Below are 12,316 nucleotides of genomic sequence, written 5' to 3' on the forward strand. Positions count from 1 at the left end.
ATGTTCCGTGTGTCGTCGTCGCGTCATTCACCTGTGCGCAAACGTCATATTCGAACACACCGGGGTTCATTGTGGACGGAAACTAGCGACGGTCCCGCGACGAGGAAGTGCCCTCTTCGTTGAGGCGTTCGAACATTTCGTTGTACGCCTCCAGTTCGGCGTCGCCATCCCGGTCGGCCTGCCGGTCGATGCGTTTCGCCAGGCGGCCGTCGGCAATGGACCACTGCACGCCGACGACCACGGCGATCAGCATGGTCGGGATCTCGCCCATGCCCCACATGATCGATCCGCCGAGCTTCTGGTCCGCGAGCGCGGAGAGGCCCCACGGACGCCCGACGTTGCCGAACCACGAAGCCTGCAACAGCGCATTGGAGCTCATCAGCGCGATCCCCACGAAGGCGTGGTATCCCAGGGTCGCGATGAGGACGACGAGGCGAATCGCGTACTGCGGACGACGCGGGATCGGATCGATTCCGATCAGGACCAAGAGGAACATGTACCCGGTGAGCAGGAAGTGGGCCATCATGAATTCGTGACCCACGTGGTATCGCAGGGCGACCCCGAACAACGGGGTGAAGTAGAAGATCACGATCGATCCCGCGAAGTTCACGGCCGCAACGATCGGGTTGGTCACGATCTTCGACCAGGTCGAATGCGTGAACCACAGGATCCATTCGCGCGGCCCGCGTGTACCGTCCTGTCGCGGTTCCAGTGCCCTCAGGAACAAGGTCACCGGGGCGCCCAGGACCAGGAAGATCGGGATGATCATCGTCAGCAGCATGTGCTCGACCATGTGCGCGGAGAACAGCACCCTCGAGTAGACGGGCAGAGAGCCCGACGTCGCGAAGGTCAGGAATGCAAGACCCACGATCCACGAGACCAGTCGCAGCGGGTTCCAGTTGCCGCCACGGGACCTGACTTTGAGGAAGGCCCACACGTAGAACCACACGGCCAGAACGGCGACGGCGACCCACAGCCAGTCCCAACGCCACGTGGTGAACCATGTGGCCGTCGTGGGTTCACCCGGCATTTCGTACCAGGTGATGATGCGCGCGGGGGACGCGTCCGGTTTCAGCTCCTCCGGAACGGGCGGTGCGCTCCTGGAGAGTGTCACGGCGACACCGGACACGGTTCCCATGATCACCAGCTCCGCAAGGATCACCTGCCAGATGCCGCGGAAGGCACTCACCGCGCCCGACTCGACCCTCGGAATCAGGTACAGGCGGTGTGCCGCCCCGGCGATACCCAACAGGAGGGTGAGCGCCGCCTTGGTCACGATGAGGGCCCCGTACGTGGTGCCGAGATCGGAGAGGCCGTAGATGCGGATGTCGGCGTTGATGATTCCCGAGAACAGAACCAATACGAATCCGGCCAGTGCGACGGCCGAGTATCTCCTGAGCACGACCACGGCCATGGGGGCTCGACGGTCACGTGCGCTGAGAGTCCCACGTTTCTTCTGCGGAACGGTCCCCGTCCCGGCGTCGGGCCCCGAGAGCTGACGGGACAGGAAGGCCAGGACGACGAGGCCCCCGAACCACAGGCTCACACCCAAAAGGTGAAGGCCGAGCGAGTTCACGGCGCCCATGTGATCGTCGCCGCCCGAGGAGTGGCCGCTGAGGGCGAGAGCCACGAGCGCGACCATGGACACCCCGAGGGTCAGCAGAAGACCGAGCAATTGCCGCACCGCGAATATCAAGGTGGTCACCACGGCCGCGACAACGATGATCGTCGTCTGTTCCTGGCCGCCCGCGATGCTTTGCATGTAGCTGAGCAACTGACTCGTGAAGGCCTTGTCGCTGCTCACGGCTGTCCCGGCGACGTCGGCGTAAGAAAGAATCAGCACCGCAACTGCTGCAATGGTCCAGGTCATGGACGCGACGGCCCCGAAATTCAGCGCGGCAACGAACGGAGGGTATTCGTCGGTCGCGGCCGCTTCTCTGTCCCGGATGCCCTGCACTTCGTCCGCCGAGGCGTGGGCCAGGTCCTCGCTGGTGGCATACTCCGAATCCGCGATCATGCGGCCGCTGCTCCGCCGTCGACCCGTGCTCTTCGCGTCGGCAGCGTAGCGGGGGATGAAGAACACCGTGAACACCAGCGCCCCCATGGTCGCTGCCATGGAGATGTTGTGGATCGACGTCGCGACGGGCAGAGCCCACCGCACGAATGGCCCGGGGTCGTTCAGGCTCGTTCCCGCCGCGGTGCCTGAGAGAACCAGCGACACGACGAGGAACACGAGGGTCGCGCCCGGCACCACGAGCAGCCACGGGCGATGGAGTCCTCTCGCGAGTCCCTGTGGTACCTCCCGCCTCGGCGCGGTCGTCCGACCGCCGGCCTTCGGCTTGCTGCTCGTCATCAAATCCTCGGTTCGAAAAGTGGGTGAAGTCGTTGTCTTGCCCCTTCCGGGGAAGGGGCAAGGCCGTTCGAGCGCTACGTCTCGAAAAGGAAGTCCCCGATGAATCCGTTCTGGTCGCATCCCGGAGGAATCGCGAAGACTGCGGAACCGATGGGGACGGTCCACGTGTTGAGCATGTCCAGTTCGGCCAGTCGTTGCTGGATGGGCACGAATTGCTTGACCGGGTCCGCCTGGTAGGAAGCGAAAATGAGCCCTGTTCGGCTCACCCCGCCTTCGGATGATCCGGACTGGGACAACCCGGACGCATTCGAGACCGGCAGGTCATAATTGTACGGCCGTCTCAGGATGCGTTCGACCGGGCTTTGGGCCGTCGCCCGACGAACGTGCGCATAATCCGCGACCACGGGGAAACCCACCGGGGTCTTGGCCGTCAGGTCCACCGGGTCGGTCTCCTTCGTGCCGGTCAGGGGCGCGCCGTTGGAAAGTTTCCTTCCGACGGCGTCCTCCCGCCCAGGATTGTCCACTTCGTCCCACGTGTCCAGGTTCATGTGTATTCGCCGGATCACCAACGAGGTGCCACCCTCGATCCAAGGCTCCAGTCCGTCCGCCGAACCGTAGACGACGTCGTCCATGCTCGAGTCCTCGGTGCTGGGGTTGATCGTTCCGTCGACCTGACCGAAGAGGTTCCGCATGGTGGTCCCCTTCTTCAGGGATCCCGCCGCGTTGCGAAAACCTTCCTGGACCCAGTGGACTCGGCCGAAGCTGCGGATCTCCTTGAGCAGCATGCGCTGGGCGTGCGCCAACGTCATTCTGTCGTCGCAACAGATCTGCAGAAGAAGGTCGGCCGGCCCGTATTCGTCGGTCAACTTGTCGATCTTGTCGAAAGCCGGAAGCGGTTTGAGCCAGGACGGTTTTGCCCCGGGGTTGGCGAGATCGAAGATTTTCTCCCCGAACCCGAAGGTGATCGTGAGATTGGCGGAGATGCTCGCCAACTCGGGTTCCTGGTCGTTGATCGGCCCTTTCCCCGACGTCAGGGACGCGGCGTCGTCGGTGAGGATCCGAAGCATGCGCCGGATGTCCGACGACGTCGTCCCCTCCCTGAGGCGGAGCCCGATGAAGTTGCCGTATGCAGGAGCCGGAGTCGCGACACCGGCCTGACGCTTGCCGTGGAAGGCCACGGTCGAGGCCGCAAGCGAGGTGCCTCCCGAAGCCGCCTGGGGGTTTCCTGAGTCGTCCGAGGCGTCCGAAGAGCCGTGGTGGCCGCCGCGGCGGGCGAGCGAGACGCTCGCCCCCGCGGCGGCACCGACGGATGCAGTCGCCCCGCCGACGAGCAGATTTCTACGGCTCCACAACCCCCGCCGTGGAGCCGGATCCTTCGTGCTGTCGATCATGGGCTCGCTCCCCTACGAAGAGCAGCTGGGCAGCTTGCTCGAGCTCTCGCTCATTCCGCCCATGTCGTGGTCGGAATGCTCACCCATGTCGTGACCGGAGTGATCGCCCGGAGCCTGGCTCGCGTCCTGTCCCGCCGACGAGCCGGATCCTTCCGCCGGGTCGTAGTTCTCCTTCGCGCCGCTGTAGTCGCGGATCGGGGCATCGATGTCCATGCTCTTTCCGTCCGCGGTCTTCACGGTGACCTTGATGCTGTCGCCGGCCAGCAAGGAGCACTTCAGGTCCATGAGCATGATGTGATTGCCCCCGGGCTTGAGCTCGATGGACTTGCCCTTCCCGATCGTGAACCCGTCCTCCTTCTCCTTCATGGACGACGCCCCGGTCTTCGGGTCGGTCACGGTTTCGTGCAGCTGGGTCTTGCCGGCCGCCTTCGTCTCCGCGGAGGTTACCGTGACGTCATGGTCGGAGGTGTTCTCCAGCGTGCCGAACACCGCAGTCATGCCGGAATCGGCCGCCTTCGCCCACGGATCCTTGACGGACAGCCCGGCCCCGGAATTCTTCGCTTCCGAGGAGGTCGAGGCCGAACTCGTGCTGCCGGCGTCCTGAGAGCCGCCGCATCCGGTGAGGGCCAGGGTCGCGCTGGCGGCGAGGATCGCGGGCGCCAGGAGAATTCGTGTCTTCTTGGTGATGGACACCGTTCCTACCGCCCTTCGTCGTTCTTCTTGGCGCGGACCCGTGCAATCAGGAGCGCGACGACGGCCAGCACACCGAGGGCGATGACCGCGCCGATGAGGGCGCTCACCCACACGGGAAGTCCGGAGTCCTTGGTCTCCGAGTCGCTCGAGGCGGCATCCGAAGAATCGGAGCCACCGCTCGAGTCGGAGGAAGCTTCGTTGCTGGGCTTCGCCTGGTCTCCGGAGCCTCCGTCGCCCACGGTGAAGTTGTAGACACCTTCGATCGGGTGGCCGTCCTGGGAGACGACACGCCAGGCCACCTTGTAGGTCTCGTTCTCGGCGTCCGAGGAGATCTTCTGGGTGACGTCCTTGCCCTCTACGGTTGTCTCTCCATTGCTCACGGTCTTGCCGTGCGAATCCGTGACAACGACCTTGTTGCCGTTGTCGACGTGGGTGATGTCCCCGGAGAAGGTCAGGGTCACGTGGTCCGGGGCCGTGCTGACCGAGGTGTCCTGGGCGGGATCGGACTGCACGAGCTGGTCGTGGGCCTGCGCAGCCGTCGGGCTCATCAGGAGCGCGAAGACCGCCAGGGCGATCATGGTGGGAATGGTCATGGCGCGTCGGAGCGCCACGGCACGGGTTGTTGTCTTTTTCTTGATGGGTTCGGCGATAGCCATGGTCTTCTCTCTTGTGTCGCTGAGTGCTCCGGGCACGGCAGGGCTCAGTGCCCCGGCAGGACCCGGAGTGGTTGGTTTCAGACGGAAGCGAGAAGAGAAGGCGGACCGCGCAGAGGCACCGGTCCGGCGTAGGCCTTGCGAACGAGGACACGGACCGTACGAGTCACCGGCAACGGCCGGGAGACGGAATCGATCGGCTTCGGCCGGGGAATCGAGGAAACGACTCGCTCCAGGCCGAGGCGGATGGCTTGGGACAGCGCCGCGAGTGCGGCGTCGCCCCGACGTATCGCGAGGTAGGTCAGCCACGCCGCAGCGAGGTGTGTCATCACCATCGCGGGAGACATCCCGGTCGCGTGTCCGCTGACGGTCGCGGTCAGCGACCCGGTGCCGTGCATCATGTGGTGACTGTGCGCGGACATCTCTCCGCCGCCGGCAGGCGCCATGACGACGCCGTGGCCCGTCTGCGCGAAGAGCCAGTGGAGGATCCCTTGGGAAGAGACGACACTCAGGATCGTGGAGAAGGCCGAGCGTCTGACCCCGCAGAGGAGTACGCACACCAGGCCGGACAGCGCCCAGCACACGGCGACGAGTGACGCCGGCGGGACGTGCCCCATCGCGAGAACGTGTGAGACCACGCCCGAAAAAGTGGAGATGGTGGCCAGGGACCAGCCCCGGACGAGACGGGGGATACGCTGCGACGCGGCGCGAGAAGCCACAACGTCCACCCCCTGAGCCTTCCGTGTGCGAGGCAATCGACCGGGACGACGCGGTCGCGTCGCCCCGGCCAGTCTACCAACGGTTCTGGTCGTCCCGACCCGCCTGTCAGCGCAATCACTCGGCTCACACGGACGAAGCCCCGCCCCGAGAAAGGCCCGGCCTTACCAAGGGAAAGGCCCCGCATCCCTGATGAGGGATGCGGGGCCTTCAAGCGTCTGCAGTCGGATGACTACTTCTTGGCAACAGCTGCCTTCAGCTTGGAACCAGCGCTCAGCTTGACTCCGTGGCCGGCGGGGATCTTGATGGTCTCGCCGGTCTGGGGGTTACGACCGGTGCGTGCTGCACGATCGGTGCGCTCCACGGACAACCAACCGGGAATGGTGATCTTCTCGCCCTTGGAAACCGAGGATTCGAAAACCTGGAAAACAGCATCCAGAACGCCGTTGACGGCGGCCTGGCTCATGCCCGACTTCTCGGCAACCTCGGAAACGAGTTCGCTACGGTTCTTAGCCATATCTGTGTCCCTCCTGAGACTTGAATTTTCTTGGCTCCAGCCGACTATACCGGCCTACACCCGAAAAATTACCAGCTTGACTTGGTAATTCCCGGCAATTCGCCCCGATGCGCCATCTGGCGGAAGCGGACGCGGGAGATACCGAACTTCTGGAAGGTACCGCGCGGACGACCATCGATCTGATCGCGGTTACGGACACGGATGGGGGAAGCATTGCGGGGAAGCTTCTGCAGACCCAGGCGGGCCTCCTCGCGCTCCTCCGGGGTTGCATTCTCGTCCACAAGGGTCTTCTTGAGGGCGGCACGCTTTTCCGCGTAGCGCTCAACGATGACCTTGCGCTGCTCGTTACGAGCGATCTTGGACTTCTTGGCCATAGCTCTTAGCGCTCCTCTCGGAAATCGACGTGCTTGCGGACGACCGGGTCGTACTTCTTCATGACCAGGCGGTCCGGGTTGTTGCGGCGGTTCTTGCGGGTCACGTAGGTGTAACCGGTGCCGGCAGTGGACTTGAGCTTGATGATCGGACGAACGTCCTTGGTATTCGATGCCATGCTTAAATCTTCTCCCCGCGTGCAAGGATGTCGGCTACGACGGCGTCGATCCCGCGGCTGTCGATGACCTTGATGCCCTTGGCGGACACGTTCAGCGTGACATTGCGGCGAAGGGACGGGACCCAGTAGCGCTTCTTCTGAATGTTCGGATCGAACCGACGCTTGGTGCGGCGGTGCGAGTGCGAAATGCTGTGTCCAAAGCCGGGAACAGCTCCGGTCACCTGGCAGACGGCTGCCATAGTTTCTCCTCCAAATGTTGACACGATGACGGTGCGCAGTTGTGGCTTCCACGAGGGCTGCCTTCCGAGCGCTCCGTCACCTACTTAGAGCACCGGGTTATTCGCCGGGACAGAGTGTGGAACAGGCGCCTGCGTGAGATTTTCAGGCCCTGCCCCCGCCGCGGGATAACGGTGAAGCTTTATTCGGTGCCGAGAGGTGGACTCACCACTACGACAGCGTTAAATACTATGGAATCGGCGTATCAATCGCAACCTGCGGCCCGCGGAACATGGCCTTAATCACCGGATTCCGACGCCGCGCCCGGCTCGGATTCGGTCACCGTCATGCTCTGCAATTCCGGGTATTTGGGTGACATCGAGTCCCCCGACGACGTTCCTCGCAGCCTCCGCCCGACCCAGGGAAGAGCGAATTCTCGGACCCATTCGACGTTCGCTCTGGTGGTCTGGACGCGCGAGACCTGTCGCATCTTCGGCAGGGGCTCCAGCCCCAGGTCCACCGCCGGCGTCACCTCGAGGGCTTCCAGGACCTTCCCCGCCAGTTTCCTGTGCCCGCGGGTGTTCATGTGCAGCCGGTCCGGAGCCCAGTACCGGGAGTCCGAGAATTCCTTGCTCATACGCCAGTAGTCGACCAGGATCAGCCCATGACGGTCCACGATCTCCCGGAGCAATTCGTTGTAGATGGCGGCGCGCCCACGAGTGCCCTTGAAGACACCGTAGAAGTTCTTGGCGTCGAATCCGGTGAACGTCAGGACGTGCGCGCCGCTGGAACGCAGCCTCGAGATCGCGTCTTCGTAGCCGACCATCATGTCGTCGATGTCCACGCTGGGTCGCAGGATGTCATTGCCGCCCGCGTATATGCTCACGAGGGTCGGCTCGAGCTCGAGGGCGGCGTCGATCTGCTCGTCCAGGATCGGCGCCATGGTGCGTCCCCTGATGGCGAGGTTCGCGTACGTCGTCCGGGGGAAGCGGAGCGTGAGCTGTTCGGCCACTCGGTCGGCCCACCCACGGACGCCGTTGGGACGGTCGGGGTCGACGTCGCCCACGCCTTCGGTGAAGGAGTCGCCGACGGCCACGTACCGGATGGGATCCCTCTCTGTGCGGTCCTCGGACCCCTCCCGGCTGGCGTCGGACATGATTCTCCCTACGATGCGGTCTACGTTGTTTCCGGACCTTTCCTCATGTCGGAAAGCCCCTCATCATTGACGTTATGCCCGCGTGCAATGCTTCGCAATCCGAACGATACCGACGTCGCCGGGATCAGGACTCGGCGTGGCCCGCCTTCCAATAGCCCATGAAGGAGATGCTCGACTTCGGGATTCCGGCTTCGTTGGCGCAGACGCGTCGGGCCGCGCGCACGACCGAGGCCTCCCCGGCGAGATAGACGTATGTGCTTCCGGGGTGGTCGGCCGTCTGCCACACGAATTCCTCCGCGGGGAGCCTGACTCCGAGAGGACTGTCGGCGTCCTCCTCCTTGGGCTCGAGCTCAAGGATTTCACGCAGGGCCTGAAGGGTCAAGGCCCCACGAACGCCGTCCTCTCTCCGCTCCAGCCAATGGAGTTCGACGTCGCTGTTCTCACGTGCGCGGGCCAGCAGCGGCTCGGCATGCTCGACCAGATCGCCGTTGCCTTCCGGAACTTCCAACAGAAAACGGGCTTTGCACCCCGTGGGCAGCGTACGCAGAACCGACATCGCCGCGGGAACGGCCGTCTCGTCCGCGCACACGATCACGGTATCGGCCTGCTCCGGCTTCCACATGGCCCAGAGCTGCCCGTCCCGGGGCGGGCCGATGAAGCTCAGGCCGTCTCCGACCCGAGCGGACGAGGCCCACGACGCCCCGGGCCCCATGGCCTGCGATTGGCCTTCTTCGTCCGTGCCCTCGGGGGGATGCAGGACGAAATCGACGTCGATCTCCACACCGTTCTTGCCCTCGGCCGAGGTCCAGGGACGCGAATCCCTCAACGTATAGGTTCGGATCCACCCACCGCGCTCCTCGGGCGACGCCGCGAACCACTCCTTCCGCCACGCGTCGTGAAGATCCGGAACCACGGGGTCCGTGCGGTCCGGGTGCGGGATGAAGAGCTTGATGTACGAATCCAGGACCTGTTCGTTGCCGTCGCCCGCTGGAGCCGCGAGCCGGCTCAGCTGTTCGGAGGCCAGGCTGATTCGCACGAAGTCGCGGCTCAGCTTCTTCGCGGCAGTGACCTCCACCTGGAAAAGCTCCATGGGAATCTTGCTCACGACATTTCCTTCCTTGGACTCGGGACGACGATGGGCGAGCCGCTCGCATCCGGCGACACGACGGCGTCGAGCCCGAAAACCTCCGTCAGGTTGTCTCGGGTGAGGACCTCTGACGGCGCACCGGACATCTTGATCTGCCCGTCCTTCATGGCCACCAGGTGATCCGCGCACCGCGCGGCGAGATTGAGTTCGTGGAGGACAAGCAGCATGGTCGTGCCGCGCGACCGGTTGAGACGGACCACCAAGTCCAGCAGGTCCACCTGGTGAGCGAGGTCCAGGTACGTGGTCGGCTCGTCGAGGAGCAGCACGTCGGTTTCCTGGGCCAATGACATCGCGATCCAGACGCGTTGGCGCTGACCGCCCGAGAGCTCGGCCACCGGGACATCGGCCAGTTGCTCGGTGTGCGTCGCTTCGAGCGCCCAGGCGACGGCGGCGTCGTCCTCGCGCGACGCCTTGGAGAACATTCCCTGATAGGGATATCTCCCGCGAGACACCAGATCCGCGACCGTGATGCCGTCCGGCGCGATCGGGTGCTGAGGCAGAAGGCCGACCCTCCTGGCGAAATCGCGGGAACCGTATTTGGAGACGTCCTTCGAGTCCAGGTGGACTCGACCGCCCGCAGGTTTGAGAAGCCTCGAGAAACCGCGCAGGAGCGTGGACTTGCCGCACCCATTGGGGCCGATGATCGCGGTCACCTGCCCCGAGGGAACCTCGAAGTCCAGGTTTTCGACGATGTTCCTGCCCCCGTAACTCAGGGTCAGGGATTCGGCACACAGGCGGAGGCTCTGGGCCGGTTTCGACGTACTGGTCATGGTGGGAGCCTGGGTCGCGGTCATGGGGTCAAGACCTCTCTTTCTGGGCAGCGGCAACGAGCCAGAGCAGGATGGGCGCGCCCACGATGCCTGTCACGACGCCGACGGGGAGTCGGCCGCCCGGGATCAAATTGGCGGCCACGAAGTCTGCGAGCACCACGATGATTGCGCCGATCAGCGCGGACGCGGTGAGGGAATGCTTGCCGCCGACGCATTTCCGGGCGATCGGACCGGATACGAAAGCGACGAAAGTGATGGGACCCGTCATGGCGACGGCGAAGGCCACGAGCATGACGGCCAGAACGACGTAGAGCCAGCGGGTACTCGCCACGGGTACGCCCAAGCCCGACGCCATCTCGTCCCCCACCTCGAGCGCGTGGAGATTCCTGGAAAACAGCGCGATCAGCGGCAACACGACCACCAGTACGAGCCCGAGAACGGAAATCCGTTGCCATGAGGCCGATCCGAGGGACCCCGTCAGCCAGATCGCGGCGTCGGCGGCCTTGTAGATGTTGACTCGGGACAACAGGTAATTGGTCAGGGCGACGGCCAGCACGGAAATTCCCAGACCGATCAGGATGAACCTGTTTCCGACCATGCTCTCCCGCTGCGCCGAGAGCCCGAAGATCACCGCAACGCATGCGACCGCTCCGATGAGGCCACCCGTGGCCATGCCGGTTCCGGCGGCCCCGAACATGGAGACAGCCACCACGGCTCCGAGGCTCGCCGAGGTGTTGATCCCGATGATGTCGGGGCTGGCGAGCGGGTTGCGGAGCAGAAGCTGGAAGATCGCGCCGGAGCAGCCGAAGGCCAGGCCCGCCAGGGTTCCGAGGACGGCGTGAGGCAGTTTGTCCTGCAGGACGATGAATTTCGCTCCGGCCGCCCCAGGGATGGAGTGTCCGGCAAGAATCGAGAAGAAGTCGGGGATCGCGACCGTGTAGGTTCCGAGAAGAACGCGGATCGCGAAGACCCCCACCAGCCCGATGGCGAGGGCGATGACCATGGCCACCGGGCGGACGCTCCTCCGACGACGGAGGAATCCGACCTCGCGCTGGACGGCTTCTGCCGCAGGGGCATCCGGTCGCTGATCGATTGCGGTGCTCACAGGTTCACCGCCTTCCGGGTACGAATGAGGTAGATGAAGATCGGGACGCCGACGATTGCCATGGTCACGCCGACCTCGATCTCCGTGGGAGGCAGGAGCACACGTCCGACCACGTCGGCCCACAGCAGGATCACGGGGCCGGCCCCGAGGCTGAGCGGCATGATCCACCGATAGTCGGGTCCCAGGACGGCGCGCAGGGCATGAGGAATCATGAGGCCGAGGAATGCGATGGGCCCGGCCAGGGCGACGGCCGCGCCGCACAGGAGGGTGATGCCCACGAAGATCACGAATCTCTTCAGGGCGACCTTTTCCCCGAGAGACTGAGCCATGTCGTCGCCCAGGGCGAAGTTGTTGATCGAGGAAGCGAGACCGACCGTCAGCACGACTCCGATGACGACCAGAGGCAGGACGGACAGGAGATCCCCATAGGTCGAACGGGACAGCGAACCGATCTGCCAGTGGCGGAATTCGTCGAGAGTGTCCTGACCCTGCAGGATCATCGCATTGGTGATGGACATCGCCCCCGCGCTGAATGCGGCCCCGACCAGGGCGAGCTTGACCGGCGTCGCACCCGATCGCCCGATGCTTGCGATCGAGTACACCAGAACGGCCGCGAGTGCGGCACCGATGACAGCCCACACCGCGTAGGTCCCGGCACCGGAGGCACCGACGGTCGCGATACCGACCACGACCAAACAGGTCGCTCCGGAATTGATCCCGAGAATCGCCGGATCACCGAGGGGGTTCCTGGTGACGCCCTGCATCGCCGCACCGGCGGCGGCGAGAACCGCGCCGATGACGATTCCGATCACCGTGCGGCTCAGGCGGTTGGCCATGAGGACGGATTCCGAGGAACCGGCATCCGGGTGGAAGAGGGCGCGTCCCGCGGTGACCGGGTCGACCGGTTTGGACCCGATGAGCAGGGACCCGATCACGGCGACGACGAAGAGCGCGAGCACGCCGACCAGGACCAGGCCCCTCCGGGACCGGCGCCTGACCGGCGTACTCTGCCGAACGGATTCGGCGGCTGCGGACATCAACTCTCGGA

The 12,316-nt window shown here is 64.6% G+C and carries 14 protein-coding genes; all 14 read right to left on the reverse strand.

Features of this window, described 5'->3' with window-relative positions; all coding sequences use genetic code 11:
• Window positions 1-82: 82 nt before the first annotated feature.
• A complete protein-coding gene (locus tag ACTSLZ_RS12355; protein ID WP_443095202.1) occupies window positions 83-2,353 on the reverse strand; it encodes a cytochrome c oxidase assembly protein in 2,271 nt (756 codons plus the stop codon).
• 74 nt (window positions 2,354-2,427) lie between these two features.
• A complete protein-coding gene (locus ACTSLZ_RS12360; protein WP_129314584.1) occupies window positions 2,428-3,744 on the reverse strand; it encodes a Dyp-type peroxidase in 1,317 nt (438 codons plus the stop codon).
• 12 nt (window positions 3,745-3,756) lie between these two features.
• Window positions 3,757-4,437, reverse strand: a complete 681-nt coding sequence (locus tag ACTSLZ_RS12365; RefSeq protein ID WP_443095203.1) for a copper chaperone PCu(A)C — start codon at window positions 4,435-4,437, stop codon at window positions 3,757-3,759.
• 5 nt (window positions 4,438-4,442) lie between these two features.
• Entirely contained in the window at window positions 4,443-5,093 is a 651-nt protein-coding gene (locus ACTSLZ_RS12370; RefSeq protein ID WP_129314582.1) for a copper resistance CopC family protein, read from the reverse strand.
• 77 nt (window positions 5,094-5,170) lie between these two features.
• Entirely contained in the window at window positions 5,171-5,809 is a 639-nt protein-coding gene (locus ACTSLZ_RS12375; RefSeq protein WP_443095204.1) for a hypothetical protein, read from the reverse strand.
• 230 nt (window positions 5,810-6,039) lie between these two features.
• Entirely contained in the window at window positions 6,040-6,324 is a 285-nt protein-coding gene (locus ACTSLZ_RS12380; protein ID WP_443095205.1) for an HU family DNA-binding protein, read from the reverse strand.
• Between the two features lie 68 nt (window positions 6,325-6,392).
• Window positions 6,393-6,698, reverse strand: coding sequence for a 30S ribosomal protein S14 (gene rpsN, locus ACTSLZ_RS12385; protein ID WP_048683817.1), 306 nt, complete (start codon window positions 6,696-6,698; stop codon window positions 6,393-6,395).
• Between the two features lie 5 nt (window positions 6,699-6,703).
• A complete protein-coding gene (gene rpmG / locus ACTSLZ_RS12390) occupies window positions 6,704-6,874 on the reverse strand; it encodes a 50S ribosomal protein L33 (RefSeq protein ID WP_030015328.1) in 171 nt (56 codons plus the stop codon).
• 2 nt (window positions 6,875-6,876) lie between these two features.
• Complete coding sequence (gene rpmB, locus ACTSLZ_RS12395; RefSeq protein ID WP_129314578.1) at window positions 6,877-7,113, reverse strand: 50S ribosomal protein L28; 237 nt, start codon at window positions 7,111-7,113, stop codon at window positions 6,877-6,879.
• 275 nt (window positions 7,114-7,388) lie between these two features.
• Window positions 7,389-8,246: an SGNH/GDSL hydrolase family protein gene (locus tag ACTSLZ_RS12400; RefSeq protein ID WP_129314577.1), complete on the reverse strand. Its 858-nt coding sequence runs from the start codon at window positions 8,244-8,246 to the stop codon at window positions 7,389-7,391.
• Between the two features lie 124 nt (window positions 8,247-8,370).
• Window positions 8,371-9,351, reverse strand: coding sequence for a siderophore-interacting protein (locus ACTSLZ_RS12405; protein ID WP_443095206.1), 981 nt, complete (start codon window positions 9,349-9,351; stop codon window positions 8,371-8,373).
• On the reverse strand, window positions 9,348-10,187 hold the full coding sequence (locus tag ACTSLZ_RS12410; protein WP_443095207.1) for an ABC transporter ATP-binding protein: 840 nt from the start codon (window positions 10,185-10,187) through the stop codon (window positions 9,348-9,350). Before ACTSLZ_RS12410 ends, ACTSLZ_RS12405 begins: the two co-directional genes overlap by 4 nt.
• Window positions 10,188-10,191: 4 nt before the next feature.
• Window positions 10,192-11,268 carry a FecCD family ABC transporter permease gene (locus ACTSLZ_RS12415; RefSeq protein WP_443095208.1) on the reverse strand — a complete coding sequence of 359 codons (1,077 nt, stop codon included), beginning with the start codon at window positions 11,266-11,268 and terminating at the stop codon, window positions 10,192-10,194.
• On the reverse strand, window positions 11,265-12,305 hold the full coding sequence (locus tag ACTSLZ_RS12420; RefSeq protein ID WP_129314574.1) for a FecCD family ABC transporter permease: 1,041 nt from the start codon (window positions 12,303-12,305) through the stop codon (window positions 11,265-11,267). Before ACTSLZ_RS12420 ends, ACTSLZ_RS12415 begins: the two co-directional genes overlap by 4 nt.
• Window positions 12,306-12,316 lie beyond the last annotated feature (11 nt).

Origin of the sequence: Rothia koreensis, from assembly GCF_052232265.1 — a bacterium.
Taxonomy (GTDB): domain Bacteria; phylum Actinomycetota; class Actinomycetes; order Actinomycetales; family Micrococcaceae; genus Rothia; species Rothia koreensis.